This window comes from Acinetobacter sp. ANC 7912 (assembly GCF_039862785.1).
GTDB classification, from domain to species: domain Bacteria; phylum Pseudomonadota; class Gammaproteobacteria; order Pseudomonadales; family Moraxellaceae; genus Acinetobacter; species Acinetobacter thermotolerans.
Window position 1 is genome coordinate 722,989 of sequence record NZ_CP156795.1, and the last position, 17,132, is coordinate 740,120.

Annotated in this window: 15 protein-coding genes; 8 read left to right on the forward strand and 7 right to left on the reverse strand. The window is 44.8% G+C overall.

Annotation, left to right across the window (positions count from 1 at the left end):
* Positions 1-14: 14 nt before the first annotated feature.
* Complete coding sequence (locus tag ABEF84_RS03685) at positions 15-1,244, reverse strand: beta-ketoacyl synthase N-terminal-like domain-containing protein (RefSeq protein ID WP_034585293.1); 1,230 nt, start codon at positions 1,242-1,244, stop codon at positions 15-17.
* Between the two features lie 277 nt (positions 1,245-1,521).
* Here ABEF84_RS03685 and ABEF84_RS03690 point away from each other — a divergent pair, with 277 nt between their 5' ends.
* The 7 genes from ABEF84_RS03690 (at position 1,522) to rimI (ending at position 9,424) form a co-directional block, all read left to right on the forward strand.
* On the forward strand, positions 1,522-3,036 hold the full coding sequence (locus tag ABEF84_RS03690; protein WP_034585290.1) for an EcsC family protein: 1,515 nt from the start codon (positions 1,522-1,524) through the stop codon (positions 3,034-3,036).
* A gap of 158 nt (positions 3,037-3,194) precedes the next feature.
* Positions 3,195-3,569, forward strand: coding sequence for a 30S ribosomal protein S12 (gene rpsL / locus ABEF84_RS03695; protein WP_019837219.1), 375 nt, complete (start codon positions 3,195-3,197; stop codon positions 3,567-3,569).
* Positions 3,570-3,748: 179 nt separating this feature from the next.
* The gene (rpsG, locus tag ABEF84_RS03700; RefSeq protein ID WP_034585285.1) at positions 3,749-4,219 is read left to right on the forward strand and encodes a 30S ribosomal protein S7; all 471 of its coding nucleotides are present in this window, start codon (positions 3,749-3,751) and stop codon (positions 4,217-4,219) included.
* A 131-nt stretch (positions 4,220-4,350) separates the two neighbouring features.
* Positions 4,351-6,486, forward strand: a complete 2,136-nt coding sequence (gene fusA, locus ABEF84_RS03705; protein ID WP_347454437.1) for an elongation factor G — start codon at positions 4,351-4,353, stop codon at positions 6,484-6,486.
* A 91-nt stretch (positions 6,487-6,577) separates the two neighbouring features.
* Entirely contained in the window at positions 6,578-7,768 is a 1,191-nt protein-coding gene (gene tuf / locus ABEF84_RS03710; RefSeq protein WP_347453254.1) for an elongation factor Tu, read from the forward strand.
* Positions 7,769-7,978: 210 nt separating this feature from the next.
* Positions 7,979-8,860, forward strand: a complete 882-nt coding sequence (locus ABEF84_RS03715; protein WP_034585932.1) for a metal-dependent hydrolase — start codon at positions 7,979-7,981, stop codon at positions 8,858-8,860.
* Between the two features lie 105 nt (positions 8,861-8,965).
* The gene (gene rimI / locus ABEF84_RS03720; protein ID WP_034585935.1) at positions 8,966-9,424 is read left to right on the forward strand and encodes a ribosomal protein S18-alanine N-acetyltransferase; all 459 of its coding nucleotides are present in this window, start codon (positions 8,966-8,968) and stop codon (positions 9,422-9,424) included.
* 24 nt (positions 9,425-9,448) lie between these two features.
* Here the strand turns inward: rimI and ABEF84_RS03725 are convergent, their stop codons facing one another.
* The 3 genes from ABEF84_RS03725 to trxB form a co-directional block, all read right to left on the reverse strand.
* Entirely contained in the window at positions 9,449-10,264 is an 816-nt protein-coding gene (locus ABEF84_RS03725) for an arginyltransferase (protein ID WP_034585938.1), read from the reverse strand.
* Between the two features lie 21 nt (positions 10,265-10,285).
* Entirely contained in the window at positions 10,286-11,017 is a 732-nt protein-coding gene (aat, locus tag ABEF84_RS03730) for a leucyl/phenylalanyl-tRNA--protein transferase (RefSeq protein WP_034586024.1), read from the reverse strand.
* A gap of 86 nt (positions 11,018-11,103) precedes the next feature.
* A complete protein-coding gene (gene trxB, locus ABEF84_RS03735; RefSeq protein ID WP_034585941.1) occupies positions 11,104-12,060 on the reverse strand; it encodes a thioredoxin-disulfide reductase in 957 nt (318 codons plus the stop codon).
* Positions 12,061-12,321: 261 nt separating this feature from the next.
* Between trxB and ABEF84_RS03740 the strand changes: the two genes are divergently transcribed.
* Positions 12,322-15,453 (forward strand): DNA translocase FtsK 4TM domain-containing protein, encoded by a 3,132-nt coding sequence (locus tag ABEF84_RS03740; RefSeq protein WP_347456218.1) that lies wholly within the window; start codon positions 12,322-12,324, stop codon positions 15,451-15,453.
* Positions 15,454-15,520: 67 nt separating this feature from the next.
* Here ABEF84_RS03740 and ABEF84_RS03745 read toward each other — a convergent pair whose 3' ends face one another.
* The 3 genes from ABEF84_RS03745 to minD form a co-directional block, all read right to left on the reverse strand.
* The gene (locus tag ABEF84_RS03745) at positions 15,521-15,808 is read right to left on the reverse strand and encodes a PA4642 family protein (protein ID WP_034585947.1); all 288 of its coding nucleotides are present in this window, start codon (positions 15,806-15,808) and stop codon (positions 15,521-15,523) included.
* Positions 15,809-15,997: 189 nt separating this feature from the next.
* Positions 15,998-16,270: a cell division topological specificity factor MinE gene (gene minE / locus ABEF84_RS03750; RefSeq protein WP_034585949.1), complete on the reverse strand. Its 273-nt coding sequence runs from the start codon at positions 16,268-16,270 to the stop codon at positions 15,998-16,000.
* 2 nt (positions 16,271-16,272) lie between these two features.
* Positions 16,273-17,085 carry a septum site-determining protein MinD gene (gene minD / locus ABEF84_RS03755; RefSeq protein ID WP_034585950.1) on the reverse strand — a complete coding sequence of 271 codons (813 nt, stop codon included), beginning with the start codon at positions 17,083-17,085 and terminating at the stop codon, positions 16,273-16,275.
* Positions 17,086-17,132: the final 47 nt, after the last annotated feature.

Below are 17,132 nucleotides of genomic sequence, written 5' to 3' on the forward strand. Positions count from 1 at the left end.
CTAAAATGGGCGGCTTAGCCTTCCCATTTTTTGAAAACGAGACAAGCATTTACGCCGCCAAAACCGAAACTGTTACTCATCACAGTATTCAATTTTGCGTCACGTTTTTCAAGCACGATATCAAATGGTTTTGCACCTTCGTCCAGCTCAGTCACGTTGATGTTTGGTGCAATAAAGTCATTATGCATCATCAGAATCGAGTAGATCGCTTCCTGAACACCGGCAGCACCTAGGCTGTGACCAGTCATAGACTTGGTTGAGCTCAGTGGAGGTACTTTGCCTTCACCAAAAGCACGTTCCATCGCTTTTAGTTCGGTAACGTCACCAGCAGGAGTAGAAGTCCCATGAGTATTCACATAATCAATCGATTCAACACCGTGCTGTTTAGCTTCGTCCAGTGCCATCAGGATACAGCGTGTTGCACCTTCACCACTTGGCGCAACCATGTCAGCGCCGTCAGAGTTCGCTGCATAAGCCACGATTTCAGCCAGAATGTTAGCACCACGTGCTTGTGCGTGTTCCAGTGATTCCAGTACCACGAAACCACCACCGCCAGCAATCACGAAACCATCACGATCCGCAGAGTATGGGCGAGATGCAGATTCTGGGGTGTCGTTGAATTTAGAACATAGTGCACCCATCGCATCAAACAGCAGACTTTGCGACCAGTGATCTTCTTCACCACCGCCAGCCAGCATCAGGTCCTGTTTACCCAATTGGATCAGGTTGTAGGCATAACCAATGGCATCAGCAGATGTTGCACAAGCGCTAGTAATCGAATGCGCGATCCCTTGTAGTTTCAGTGCTACGCCGACGTTGGCGGTAATCGTGTTTGACATATTACGTGGCACGAAGAATGGGCCGATTTTACGCGCGCCTTTTTCTTCCAGTAGTTTGATCATTTCTGCAACAGAAGCAGTTGAGTTACCACCTGAACCACCAGTAATACCGTAACGTGGATTACCTGCCAGATCTTCAGGTTTCAGGCCTGCATGTTCAACTGCAGCGATCGCTGAGTTATAGGCATACATTGCACATACGCCCATAAAGCGTTTCAGGCGACGGTCGATATTGTCAAAATCTTGTTCAGCAGCGGCGCTGACATGACTCTTAAAGTTCATCTCAGCATAGACTGGATTTAAACGTGTGCCTGAAATCCCGTTTTGTAAAGAATGAGTTACATCTTCCAATGTATTTCCGATGCATGAGTTGATACCCATACCAGTGATGACAACACGTTTCATCTACAGATCCTTATAGTTCATGTCTATGGTCAGGGGAGATATCTACCATTTTGATACCATGATAAATATGAGGCTGACCCAATGTTCACAATGACCAACATCATAACAGAAAGAATTTTGAAATCTTATGGCAAATGTTATGCCGAGTAAGCTGCACAGAACGAATGTGAATCATCAACAGATGAATTACTAAATGAAACACAATAAGGTTGAGATAAATGCCGGCAGCACCTAGTATTTTATACAAAATACAAGCACGTGCATGCTGAGGTAAGGAATGGCAAATACCAATAATAAACAATCAAATGGCTTCATCTCTGGTGCTTTTGGAGTGGCGAAAAAGTTCAGTACAACCGGATTAGAGTTGCTCAACCATGTTGCGCCGGATTCTGTTTCCAAGGTGACGCAGTCTTTTAACGTCGATAGGGTGATTGAAGGTGCAGCACGCAGCAAGAGCCCATTTGAATCAAAAAAATACGATGATCCGCAAGACATGTTGCGTGAACATTTACCGAATATCTCGCGTCAGATTTTTGGACGTCATTTTAATACAGTCAATAATGTTGCCCATTTCGTTTCTCCAAAGTTAGGAACACGAATTTCTGACTATTTCTTTGAGCATTTAAATCAGTTCACTAATGATATTAGTTCCGTAGATGCTGTTCTAGAAGAAGCAGGGGTACGTGATCTAGAAGAACTGACTCAGGATGTGGAACGTTCTAAACGCATTTCCCAGGCATTCGGTGAACAGAATAAATGGATTGCGGCAGTACAGGGAGCGCTGTCAGGTGCTACGGGTGTCATCGGAACAGCAATTGATATTCCTGCGTCTTTAGTTTTGGCATTACGTACCATTTATCAAGTCGGCCGTTCTTATGGTTTTGATCTGACCAAGCAGGAAGATCAGGACATCGTGCAGCATATCTTCCGCCAGATTGATCTGAGCCTGATTGCAGAAAAGCAAACGATATTAATGGCATTAAAAGCATTTACGTCGACTTTAAAAACACATGACATTTCTCAGCTACAAATGATGCTGGGGTCAAGCAATGATACCGAGCTGCTGCGCAAGTTTATGAACAATGCCGATGGCCAGCCAAAATGGGAATGGATGAATCATGTGCCGAAAGTGTCTTTGCTGGATCAACTGAGCAAACTGGCTCCATTGGCTGGAGCAGGGGTGGGGGCTGTCTATAGTCGCCGTTTCGTAGATGATGTTAATCAGAAAGCCCAAGATGTGTTCTCTAATGCTCGTCAATATCTGTTGCAGCATAAAGGAAGTACAGCATCTGTATTAGAAGCTTATGAAAAATCCAAAGAGTTGCTAAAACAGGCTGCACCTAAACTGCTGGAAAATATCGCTAAGGTTGATAGTCATGTGGGTGAAGAGCCAATTCTGGAAAAAGAAATTCCGATCGAAGGCAATGACAAGATCACCCAAGTGAAAATTGTGAAAAAGACCGACAAGAAAGTTGATGAGGAAGAAAAAGACGAAGAGGTCAGTGAAAAGCTGAGTACTTTGGCTGACAAGCTGGTCACACCGACTGCAGAAAAGCATGTTCAACAACCAGCATTAAGTGAGCCTGCGCCGGAGGATATCGAAGATACTTTGGCAGAAGCTGAATTAAAAGGAGATGTGACTGATGAAGCGGAGGTTACTTCAGCTGCTCCGAAAAATACGTCATTTGAAGCACAAACTGAAGCGGTAGAAACTGCTTCGCAAAAGCCTAAAAAAGCTGCTGCGAAAGCCAAAACCAAAGATGTTACAAAAGGTACGGATCAGCCTGAATAAAACAGTAAAAATATGAAAGTTCTAGGCAATTGTAAGTAACAAAGGATGGGGATTTGCGTCAGCTGATCATATTGACCAATTTTGCATCTTGACTTACAATTGCATGCCCTCAAAAAGTAGTAGTTTTTGGGGCTTTTTATTAACGGGAGAATTGCCAAATGGCAACAACAAATCAGTTGATCCGTAAGGGTCGTACGACTTTAGTTGAAAAATCTAAAGTTCCTGCGTTGAAGGCTTGTCCACAACGTCGTGGTGTTTGTACACGTGTTTACACAACTACACCTAAAAAACCTAACTCAGCAATGCGTAAAGTTTGCCGTGTACGCTTAACTTCAGGTTTCGAAGTTTCTAGCTACATCGGTGGTGAAGGCCACAACCTGCAAGAGCACAGTGTTGTGCTGATCCGTGGTGGTCGTGTTAAAGACTTACCAGGTGTACGTTACCATACCGTTCGTGGTTCTTTAGACTGTGCTGGGGTGAAAGACCGTAACCAAGCACGTTCTAAATACGGTGCTAAACGTCCTAAGAAATAATCTTTCGAGATTAAGCTCTTAGTTCGCTAGAACTGCAATCCTTTATCGTCTCGCTTGTCTGATTTCTGCATTTAATTTTGTGAAATTCAAGCGACGTGTAGTAAGGCCAGCGAATGCACATGACACTTTGTGCTACTGCTGGATTAACCTGAAGTGTCATATTTATAGGTAGTTTTAAAATGCCAAGACGTCGCGTAGTCGCTGCTCGTGAAATCCTTCCGGATCCTAAGTTCAGCAGCCAAACAATCGCTAAATTCATGAACCACGTAATGCAAGATGGTAAAAAATCTATTGCTGAAAGTATCGTTTACGGTGCTTTAGACCGCGTTCAAGAAAAATCTAAAGTAGATCCAGTTGAATTTTTTGAAGCTACGCTTGAAAAAGTTCGTCCTATGGTCGAAGTAAAAGCACGCCGTGTTGGTGGTGCTACATACCAAGTACCTATGGAAGTGCGCCCATCCCGTCGTACTGCCCTAGCTATGCGTTGGTTAGTAGAAGCTGCTGCTAAGCGTTCTGAAAAAACTATGGCTTTACGTCTTGCTGGCGAGTTGCTTGATGCAGCTGAAGGTAAAGGCGCAGCGGTCAAAAAACGTGAAGATGTGCACCGTATGGCTGAAGCCAACAAAGCCTTCTCTCACTACCGTTTCTAAGCGGTTAAAACAGCCCCTATTCAGGAGGGTGATGAGTCAGTTGTTGCTGATCAGTCATCGAAACGCTTTAAGCTGCTTGTCAGCTTAAAGCGTCCTGTTTTAAACAACAAAATTTAGGAATGCTAGAAATCATGGCTCGTAAAACCCCAATTTCTCGTTACCGTAACATTGGTATCTCTGCGCATATCGATGCTGGTAAAACAACGACATCTGAACGTATCCTGTTCTACACAGGTGTATCTCACAAAATCGGTGAAGTACACGACGGTGCAGCAACTATGGACTGGATGGAACAAGAGCAGGAACGTGGTATTACAATTACCTCTGCTGCGACTACTTGTTTCTGGTCAGGTATGTCTAAACAGTTCCCTGAACACCGCATCAACGTAATTGACACTCCGGGACACGTAGACTTCACAGTAGAAGTTGAACGTTCTATGCGTGTTCTTGACGGTGCGTGCATGGTTTACTGTGCTGTAGGTGGTGTACAACCTCAGTCTGAAACTGTATGGCGTCAGGCTAACAAATATAAAGTGCCTCGTTTGGCATTCGTGAACAAGATGGACCGTACTGGTGCCAACTTCTTCCGTGTTGTTGAACAAATGAAAACACGTCTTGGTGCACACCCTGTACCAGTTGTGATTCCAGTGGGTGCTGAAGATACTTTCTCTGGTGTTATTGACTTGATCGAAATGAAGTCAATCATCTGGGACGAAGCTTCTCAAGGTATGGAATTCACTTACGGTGACATCCCTGCTGATCTAGTTGATACTGCTAACGAATGGCGTACTAACCTGGTTGAAGCGGCTGCTGAAGCATCTGAAGAGTTAATGGACAAATACCTGGAAGAAGGTGATCTTTCTAAAGAAGACATCATCGCGGGTATCCGTGCCCAAACTCTGGCTTGTGAAATCCAGCCAATGCTTTGTGGTTCAGCGTTCAAGAACAAAGGTGTTCAACGTATGTTGGACGCAGTAATTGAATTCCTGCCAGCTCCAGATGACGTTGAAGCGATCAAAGGTATCCTTGACGACAAAGCTGAAACTGAAGCTTCTCGTGAATCTTCAGACGATGCTCCGTTCTCTGCGTTAGCGTTCAAAATCATGAACGACAAGTTCGTAGGTAACTTGACATTCATACGTGTTTACTCTGGTGTTCTTCACCAAGGTGACTCAGTTTACAACCCTGTGAAATCTAAACGTGAACGTATCGGCCGTATCGTGCAAATGCACGCGAACGAACGTCAAGACGTTGAAGAAATCCGTGCGGGTGATATCGCTGCGTGTGTAGGTCTTAAAGACGTAACTACTGGTGATACACTGTGTGACGAAAAAGCGATCATTACGCTTGAACGTATGGAATTCCCAGAGCCAGTAATTGCGCTTGCGGTTGAACCTAAAACTAAAGCTGACCAAGAAAAAATGTCTATTGCTCTTGGCCGCTTAGCGAAAGAAGACCCTTCATTCCGCGTACGTACTGACGAAGAATCTGGTCAAACAATTATTTCTGGTATGGGTGAGCTTCACCTTGACATTATTGTTGACCGTATGAAACGTGAGTTCAACGTTGAAGCGAACATTGGTAAACCAATGGTTGCTTACCGTGAAACAATCAAAAAGACTGTTGAACAAGAAGGTAAATTCGTTCGTCAAACAGGTGGTAAAGGTAAATTCGGTCACGTATACGTACGTTTAGAACCGCTTGATCCTGAATCTGGTAAAGAATACGAATTCGCTGAAGAAGTTGTTGGTGGTGTAGTACCTAAAGAATTCTTCGGTGCGGTTGATAAAGGTATTCAAGAACGTATGAAGAATGGTGTATTGGCTGGCTACCCAGTCGTTGGCGTTAAAGCTACACTGTTTGACGGTTCTTACCATGACGTCGACTCTGACGAATTGTCGTTCAAAATGGCAGGTTCTTATGCCTTCCGTGACGGTTTCATGAAAGCAGATCCTGTTCTTCTTGAACCTATCATGAAAGTTGAAGTAGAAACTCCAGAAGACTACATGGGCGATATCATGGGTGACTTGAACCGTCGTCGTGGTATGGTTCAGGGTATGGACGACTTGCCTGGCGGTACTAAAGCGATCCGTGCTGAAGTTCCACTTGCTGAGATGTTTGGTTACGCGACTCAAATGCGTTCTATGTCTCAAGGTCGTGCGACTTACTCTATGGAATTTGCTAAATATGCTGAAACTCCACGTAACGTGGCTGAAGGCATCATCGCTAAATTCCAGTCTGGCGGTAAAAAAGGTGACGACGAGTAATCTTTCGATTACTATAAGCCCAACTAATTCATAGTTAAAACCAAGTGCTCATGCAGTGATCCTGCATGAGTAGTTCAAAAAGGAAGATCTCATGGCTAAGGCTAAGTTCGAACGTAATAAGCCACACGTTAACGTGGGCACAATCGGTCACGTTGACCATGGTAAAACAACTTTAACAGCTGCGATTGCAACTGTATGTGCTAAAAAATTCGGTGGTGAAGCGAAAGACTACGCTGCAATCGACTCTGCACCAGAAGAAAAAGCACGTGGTATTACAATTAACACTTCTCACGTAGAATACGACTCTCCAACTCGTCACTACGCTCACGTAGACTGCCCAGGACACGCCGATTATGTTAAAAACATGATCACTGGTGCTGCTCAGATGGACGGTGCGATCCTTGTATGTGCTGCGACTGACGGTCCAATGCCACAAACTCGTGAACACATCCTGCTTTCTCGTCAGGTAGGTGTACCTTACATCGTTGTTTACCTGAACAAATGTGACCTTGTAGACGACGAAGAGCTTCTTGAGCTGGTTGAAATGGAAGTTCGTGAACTTCTTTCTACTTACGACTTCCCAGGTGACGACACTCCAGTAATCCGTGGTTCAGCTCTTGCTGCACTGAACGGTGAAGCTGGTCAATATGGTGAAGACTCAGTAGTTGCTCTTGTTGAAGCGCTTGACTCTTACATCCCAGAGCCAGAACGTGCAATCGACCAACCATTCTTGATGCCAATCGAAGACGTATTCTCAATTTCTGGTCGTGGTACAGTAGTAACTGGCCGTGTAGAAACTGGTGTAATCCGTGTTGGTGAAGAAGTTGAAATCGTTGGTATCAAAGATACAGCGAAAACAACTGTTACTGGCGTTGAAATGTTCCGTAAACTTCTTGACGAAGGCCGTGCTGGTGAGAACTGTGGTATCTTGCTTCGTGGTACTAAACGTGAAGAAGTACAACGTGGTCAAGTACTTGCTAAACCAGGTACAATCAAACCGCATACTAAATTCGATGCAGAAGTATACGTACTGTCTAAAGACGAAGGTGGTCGTCACACTCCATTCCTGAATGGTTACCGTCCACAGTTCTACTTCCGTACAACTGACGTAACTGGTGCGATCCAGTTGAAAGAAGGCGTTGAAATGGTAATGCCAGGTGACAACGTTGAAATGTCAGTAGAACTGATCCACCCAATCGCAATGGACGCAGGTCTGCGTTTTGCGATCCGTGAAGGTGGTCGTACAGTTGGTGCTGGTGTAGTATCTCGCGTTACTGCTTAATCACTGAATTGTGAAAAAAGCGTCCCTCTGGGGCGCTTTTTTTATGCCTAATTAAAGTAAAAATGAATTGTTGAACAAAAATAAAAAGCTGTCCTTAAGTGATATTTCACTGACCTTAACTGCAATGATGTCAAACAGATATGTAAGTAATATAACAATCAGAGAATAGAAAAATAGGGCCAGGTCGAGAAGATCTGCGGGAGGCGTTACATGAATGCTGAAGTAAAAATTACTAACCGTGCCGGTGCAAGTTTCCCGGTTCGTCGTATGAACTTTAATTTTGATCAGGTTCCGGAATACTGGATGAATGGATCAGCGGGGCTGACTCATTTTATGACAGCATTGTCTGCATTGTTTCCTGCAGGTGAAAAATTCTTTATCGACAGCGTGCGTGCGGTACGCAATCATCCAAAGCTGAAAGACAACGAAGCGCTACAGAAAGAAATCTCTGCCTTTATTGGTCAAGAAGCCATGCATACTCAGGAACATGTTGGCTTTAATGCATCAGCGCAGAAATACGGTCATGATGTCGATACCCTAGATCGTTATACCGATAAAGTGATTCAAACTACACGTAAATTTATCGCTAAAGTAGCCCAGCCTGTGGGTATTACTCAGGAAATGGTGGACTTGACGGCTACTACAGCACTGGAACATTTCACTGCGACCATTGCTTCTCAGCTACTGACCAATAGTCATATTCAAGAACTGATGAAAGATGACACGATGAAAACCATGTGGCTCTGGCATGCGATTGAAGAAAATGAGCATAAAGCGGTAGCTTATGATGTGTTTGAAAGTGTCTTTGGTAAAGGCCTGAAATCCTATGCGTTGCGTACCAGTTCGCTGGTGATTGCCATGGTCACTTTATTCTTTGTGCAAACTTACTTTGTGCTGCGTTTGCTGAAAGAAGACAGACAGCTGAATTTCGAAGCACTGAAAGATATTTACCACTACGGTTATAGTCCTTCCAAAGGCATCATTACCGGTATGGGACGTGAAATGGCGATGTACTTCAAGCCAGGCTTTCATCCGAATGACCATGATACACGTCGTTTGCTGGCGAACTGGAAAGCCAAACTTGGTCTGTAATTCGACAAGTCATAAAGAGCGATTGAAATCGCTCTTTTTTTTACTCGATTTTCAGCACAAAGTTTCTATAATGCGCAGGAGATTTTTATTGATAGATGAACGAACATGATTCGTTTGATGCAAACTTCTGATGTTGAAGCCGTCAGTCACATTGAACAAAAAGTACAATCCCATCCATGGACGAAAAATCAATTTGCTGAAGCGGTGACTACGTATCAAAGCACGGTAATCGAGCAGGATGAAAAAGTCGTTGGTTTTTGTATTCTGCAGCCGGTGCTTGATGAAGCCAATTTGCTCTTAATGGCGATTGATCCGAGCCAGCAGGGTAGGGGCTTGGGCTATCAGTTGTTGGAAGAATCCATCCAGTTACTGAAAAATAATCCGGTACAGATTTTTCTGGAAGTCAGGGTAAGCAATACGCCTGCGATCAAGCTGTATGAGAAAGTTGGCTTTCACCAGATTGATTTGCGCAAGAACTATTATCCAAATCCGGATGGCAGCCGTGAGCATGCGATTATCATGGTGAAAGCCTGCACAGACGATTTTGCCAGCCTATTTAAATAACAAGAGATTTCTCGCCTGATGACGTTACTTGATAATTGAATTATTCCATCCGGAGGGTAGGGTCGTCATCAAGGAGTTTCCCAGGTGTTCGATCTCCTCGGCATTCAACATACGATTCAGGCGACGCCATTGCCCATCAATCAGTAGTTCCAGCGGTAGGTACTGGGATTTATAATTCATCTTGTTGGAATGCGGTACCCAATAGCCCAGATAAATAAATGGTAGGCTTAAGCTTTTAGCATGTTCAATCTGTTTCAGGATTGCAAATACACCGAGTGAGCGACGGTTCATGTCTGGATCAAAAAAGGTATAGACTGCAGAAATACCATCATCAAGCAAGTCACAGGTAGAAACGCTAATCAGCTGGCCATCTTGCCATAATTCCAGGAAGAAGCTGTTGGTACAGCTTTGCAGCAGGAATTTTTCGAACTGATCCCGGCTTGGTGGATACATGTCACCATCGGCATGACGTTCATTGATGTAGCGTTCATACAACGCATAGTGGGTATTAGTGGCGTCTTCTGGGGCGGTAATTCTAACGGTCAAGTCTTGGTTCCGTTTCCATGCTTTTTTCTGGGAGCTGTTCATGGAAAATTCATGTACAGGCACACGGCAGGACAGACACTGACGGCAAAGGTGGCATTCAGGGCGATAAACGAAATCACCACTACGGCGGAAGCCGGTACGGGATAATTCAGAAAGGGTGACGACATCAATACGATGCGAAGGATCTAAAAACACCATACGCGCAGATTTGTTCGGCAGATAACTGCAGTCGTGTGGCGGGGTGATATAGTACTGTAAATCGTTCAGCAGGGACTTTGGGTGATAAGAGTTCATAGCAAATTCCCTCTGTTATTTTCATTCATCTAATTGCGCGTTTATCGCTATTGTTTTACTTGAAAATACACCCTCCTGATATTTTTGCCAATTGATAGACGGCTGATTTATCACATCTTGTAACGAATTAAGATACGCCTGGCGAGAAATTGTACTAGCTCCAAGGCTAAGTAAATGATCATTAACGAGTTGACAATCGATCCAGGGCAGCTGATTTTCCTGTCCAATCAACATCAAGGTATAAAATGCCATTTTGGAGACATCAGTACGGGTACTAAACATAGATTCGCCAAAACAGCCTTTGCCAATGGTCACACCATACAGTCCACCTACCACCTGGTTTTCTTCCCAAACTTCAATGCTATAGCCATAGCCGGCATCAAATAGGTTACAGTATCCTTCAATAATATCCTCAGTAATCCAGGTGTCATCAGCATAAACACGTGGCAGGGAACAAGAGCGGATCACTCTCTCAAAAGCATGATTCACAGTAATTTGATAATCATACTTTTTCATATTGCGAATCAGGGATTTGCTGGGGTGGTATTCGTGAGGCCGGATAATGCAGCGCGGTTCCGGGCTCCACCAGCAGATTGGATCATTTTCTGAAAACCATGGAAACAGGCCATGGGTATAGGCTTCATATAATGTAGATGGTTCAAGGTCGGCCCCAATACAAATCAGGCCCTGACCTTCAGGATCTGCTTCGACAGGATTGGGGAAAATGTACTGTGAAGGAGGAAGAGGCTGCATACAAGAACCCAAGTGGAAAATCATCTTGGATTATCATACATAAAAAAACCGCCCAAGATGGACGGCTTTTTTTTGGCTGCTTGGTCTTATTTACCCAGTGCATCCAGATATTTTTCTGCATCCAGCGCCGCCATACAGCCTGAACCTGCAGAAGTAATCGCCTGACGGTAAACGCTGTCTGCCACATCACCCGCAGCAAATACGCCAGGAAGTGAAGTTTGAGTCGCATTACCCGCAGTACCGCTTTGTACCTGGATATAACCATCACGAAGCTCTAATTGACCTTCGAACATAGTGGTATTTGGCTTGTGACCAATCGCAATGAATAGACCAGAGACTTCAACTTCTTGAGTAGACTCATCTTGGGTTGATTTCAGACGGACTGAAGTCACACCCGCTTGTGGATTACCCAGGACTTCATCCACCTGATGATTCCAGATGATGCTAATTTTGCCTTCTTTCTCTTTTTCAAACAGATGATCTTGAAGGATTTTTTCAGAACGTAAAGAGTCGCGACGGTGAACCAGAGTCACGTGAGAAGCAATATTAGATAGGTACAGGGCTTCTTCAACCGCAGTGTTACCACCACCCACAACCATGACTTTCTGGCCTTTATAGAAGAAACCGTCACAAGTCGCACAAGCACTCACGCCTTGGCCCATGAATGCAGCTTCAGATTCCAGCCCGAGGTATTGTGCAGTTGCACCTGTCGCAATGATCAGTGCATCACAAGTGAACTCTTCCATATCACCTTTCAATACGAAAGGGCGGACATTCAGGTTCACTTCATTGATGTGGTCATAGACGATTTCAGTACCGAAACGTTCCGCATGTGCCTGCATACGCTCCATCAGGACAGGACCAGTCAGACCTTCAGGGTCACCTGGCCAGTTATCTACTTCAGTTGTGGTAGTGAGCTGACCACCAAGCTGTAAACCTGCAATAAGGGTTGGTTTTAAGTTTGCACGTGCTGCATAAACAGCCGCACTGTAACCAGCAGGGCCGGAACCTAAAATAATCAGTCGAGAGTGACGTGCGCTCATCGGGACATCCTTTTTGTATTTAGAAATTTATTGAATTATACGGGAAACTGTATAACAGTGGTGTGAGATTAAAGTCGATATTATTGATCATTCAAATCGATTTGAGCTATATAGAGACGATAGACAACAAGGACGCTGCACAGTTGCACAATACTGCATCTTTTTTCGTGTAACAGGTGCATAATAAGCATTTTATTGCGTCGTTTTTTTGAATCATAATAGCAAAAGAACATTCATGAAGAATTCGCTACAGGACAGTATATGACAACGGTGTCGAGTGCTTATGCACAGCGCTTAGTAATGACATTATTTTTAGTCTCATTTGGGATTTATCTGTTTCTTGCAACAGTAACCTATACGCCATTTGATCCAGGCTGGATGCACATTTCCAGTGATACCCAGACTGTGTCCAATGCCAGTGGTGTTGCAGGGGCGTGGATCTCAGACCTACTGTTTGGTTTTCTGGGCTGGGCGAGTTTGCTGATTCCACTGTATCTGTTTATTGAAGCGATCCAGGTGTGGTGGCCACGCAGCTTCCTGAACCGTCCTTTCCGCTATGCGGCGCAATTCTTCCTGTTATTGACCACTTCTGCATTGATGTTCCTGTTCTGGGAAGTGCCAGCAGATACTTTAGATAATTCTTCAGGTGGCATCATCGGTTATGAGCTGGGCCAGAGCCTGGAACAGCTGCTTACAATTTATGGTGCAGCGGTATTCCTGATTGCACTATGGTTCCTACTATTTACATTGGCATTTGGGGTGAAATGGAACAAGACCTGGAGCAGCCTCAAAGCAGCTCCGGCTTATTTGCAGGATCTATTCTATCGTAATGTACCGGAAGGGGAGAGTGACTTTGATCGTTCCATGCTGGCAGCGAAGAAAGATGTGGTAGCTCTGAAAAAGGCTGTGCCTACACCAGTGATTCCTGTACCAGAACATGAACCCGTCGCGATTGATCCTGTGGTGCATGACCATATCGCAGAACGTCTGTTTGATGATATTGCCGACCGTGAACTGGAAGCACAGCAGAAGCAACATGTAGAGCCTGAACTGAGTCCTGAAGATGAAGAATTTGAAAAGACGCTGGAAAAAGCCCATCGTCTGGTGCAGGATTCAAACCGAATTATTACTACCGGTGAAGTCTGGCGTGCTTTGAACTCTGATGAAGATCAGCGTCATAAGCAGGATATTGATGCATTGCTGAAGGCGGCAGAAGAAAATCAGCCAGTATCAACATCAACTCATTCTGAACCAGTTACTTCAACACTTGTAGCCCCAATTGAAGATATTAAGGCACATTTAAAAGCTGAAACTTCAGTTCCAATGACAACAGCTAAAAAAGGCTTGGACTGGGATGATGATGAAATTTTTGATGAGTTACTGGCAGCCGTACCAGCAGGCAAAACTGCGACGGATGTGCATACGCCATTTACTACCCCTACAGCTACTGAACAGCCAACTTTAAGAATTGTTGAAGACCTGCCTGCAACTGCGGCGGCAGCAAGTGCTGCTGTAGTAACAGGGGTGAGCAACGCAGTACCTCATGCTCCATCGGTACGCAATGCACTGGAAACTGACTTTGATGATCTGGATGATTTGCTGGTTGAAGAGATTGAACCAGCACAGCCAGTACGAGCATCCAGCTATGCCCAGTCTTCTGCTTTTGTAAAAGCACCAATTCAGCACCAAGGTATTGATGTGCCTAAAGCTGTAAATCCAACTGTTGCTGAACAGCAAAATTCTGATGCAGTTAAAGTTCCTTTATCCAAAGAAGAATTTATTGAAGCCTGGCAGGAAACTGCAGGCGCGCCTCAGGATGAAGATGATTTCGACTTTGATGCCCCATTGACGGATTCTATGGGGCGTCCATTATCGCGTGCCATGATGGTGGCAGAACGCCGTAAAGATCTGCCGCCCTTGCCAGGTTTGGAACTGTTAGATGAAGTTGATCCAAACAAGAAGGTTAATTTTACAGAAGAGCAGCTATCCCGTCTGTCTGAATTGCTGGAAATCAAGCTGCAGGAATTCAATGTTAAGGCGAAAGTAGTCGAAGCTCAGCCTGGTCCAGTCGTGACCCGTTTTGAACTGGATCTGGCACCGGGTGTGAAAGCTTCTAAGGTGACCAATATTTCCCGCGACTTGGCACGTTCGATGTCGATGGCATCGGTGCGTGTGGTGGAAGTCATTCCGGGCAAGCCATATATTGGGATTGAAGTGCCAAACAGTACCCGTGAAATGGTACGCCTGATTGAACTGGTCAAAACGCCCAAATTTGAAGATCCGAATGGCATTCTGTCGATGGCCATGGGTAAAGACATTTCTGGTAATCCGGTGATTACTGAGCTCGGTAAAGCACCGCATATGTTGGTTGCCGGTACCACAGGTTCGGGTAAATCTGTTGCAGTGAACTCGATGATCTTGTCGATGCTGCTGAAATATACACCAGATCAATTACGACTCATTCTGATTGACCCAAAACAGCTGGAACTGGCCAACTATAACGATATTCCGCACCTGTTGACGCCTGTAGTCACTGACATGAAAGATGCGGTCAGCGCATTGAACTGGTGTGTTAATGAAATGGAACGCCGTTACAAGCTGATGTCTTTCCTGAAAATCCGTAAGCTAAGTGACTATAACCGTAAGGTGGAAGAAGCTTTAGCCAATGGCGAAGACCTGTTTGATCCAACCTGGAAAGCCAGCGAATCTGTGGCAGGGGAACGTGCTCCTCGTTTGACTCCACTTCCTTCTATTGTGATTGTTGCCGACGAGTTTGCGGACATGATCATGCAGGTGGGTAAAAAAGCGGAAGAGATGATTACCCGTCTGGCACAGAAATCCCGTGCTGCCGGTATTCACTTGTTGCTGGCAACCCAACGTCCTTCGGTGGATGTGATTACCGGTCTGATTAAAGCCAACATCCCGACCCGTGTGGCACTGCGTGTCAACTCGAAAATTGACTCACGTACCATTCTGGATGCAGGTGGTGCAGAAGACCTGCTCGGCCATGGTGACATGCTGTTCCTTGGCCCTGGCAAGATCGAGCCGGAACGTGTACATGGTGCCTTTATTGCCGATGATGAAGTCAACCGGATTTGTGATGCATGGCGTGAACGTGGTGCACCGAATTATGTGGATGAAATCCTGACCCCATTTGATGAAGAACCAAGTAGCCGGGGCTTTGAAGATGGCGGAGACGGTGGTTCAGATCGTGACCCGCTGTATGACCAGTGTGTATCCTTCGTGCTGGAAACCCGTAAGGCATCCACTTCATCGCTACAGCGTAAATTTAGTCTGGGTTATAACCGTGCGGCACGGATCATTGACCAGATGGAAGAAAATGGTATTGTGAGCTCGATGGGAGCGAACGGTAAACGTGAGATTTTGGTTTAATACCAGAATCTCCAAGCAATAAAAAAAGCCTGCATCAAGCAGGCTTTTTTGTGTGACCTAGAAAGTCTTAAGCAAATTTTGCAAGAACTTCCAGGAATTCAGCACTGTGACGTGGGAATTTGGCAATCACGTCATGAATACGCTCGCCTTCAGGATTGGTGGCATTGATATCACGACCATCAGCAACGAATTTAGTCAACAGACGTTCATAGTCATATGGACGCATGTGTTTATATGCATGATATAGCACATGAAAATCCGCGTTTACGCCTGCAGGAGGTAATTGATTGAGATAGGCAAATACACGCTCATCTGACCATTCTTCGTTAAACGTTGCCGGTTGAGACAATGCCATCACAAACTCCTTGATATAATTTTCGATATGAAAAAGGCAAAATATGAGACTAGATTAGCAAAGCACTGCTTTGCCTAGTCGCAAGACTTGAAGCTCTGCTTCAAGTGGGCTGAATTTAATAAAATAACTTCATTCAGCTAGTCTCATATTCTGCCTTGAATCTAGATTCTTGACTAATCAAAAATCAAATTATCGTTCTTCAGGTAAATTGATATTCATCTCAAGCATTTCAATGTTTGCTTCAGAACGCACCTGCATTTGAATGTGTTGTTCATCCACACCACGCACGTAGCGACTCACCACCTGCATGATTTCTTTTTTCATCATGTCAATTTTATCTTGGCTCAGACGACGTCCCAAACCTTGCTCAGATGCTACGATGACCTTTAAGCGATCTTTCGCAGTTTGCGCGCTTGATGGTTTGTCTTCGTTACCAAAAATCTTGCTCCAGAATCCTGCCATCCTTATGCTCCAAATAGACGAGCTAACCAGCCCTTCGGTTTCACTTCAAGATTACGGTAAGGACGTTCTTCACCGAGGAAACGTGCCACTAGGTCATCATAAGCCTGGCCTGCAGCAGATGCAGTAAAATGAATGACCGGTTTACCTTCGTTTGATGCTTGCAGAACGCTAGGGCATTCTGGAATCACGCCTAAAGTTGGGACACGTAAAATGTCTTTAGAGATGTCGTCGATGGTCAGCATTTCTTGCTTGTCAGCACGTTCAGGATTGAAACGTGTGATACACAGGTGCTTACGGATACGGCCTTCACCTTGTTCCACTTTCTTGGTTTTGCTGTCGAGCATACCAATAATACGGTCAGAGTCACGTACGGATGAAATTTCAGGGTTGGTCACAATGATGGCTTCATCGGCATGGTACATCGCCATGATGGCACCACGTTCAATCCCCGCTGGAGAGTCACAAATAATGTAATCAAATTCCTGCGACAATTCATCCATTACACGCGCAACGCCTTCATCAGTCAGGGCATCTTTATCACGTGTTTGTGAAGCAGGCAAAATATATAAGTTTTCAATATCTTTATCGCGAATAAGCGCTTGTTGTAATCGTGCTTCGTTATTCAGAACATTCACAAAATCATAAACTACGCGGCGTTCACAACCCATAATTAGGTCAAGGTTACGCAAACCCACATCAAAGTCGATCACAACAGTTTTGTGGCCACGTAGGGCTAAACCTGTTGCAAAAGATGCACTCGTCGTAGTTTTACCTACACCACCTTTGCCTGACGTTACGACAACAATTTTCGCCACCGAATCCACTCCTGTTATGGTTTAAATCCCCTAATTGATATAGGGGT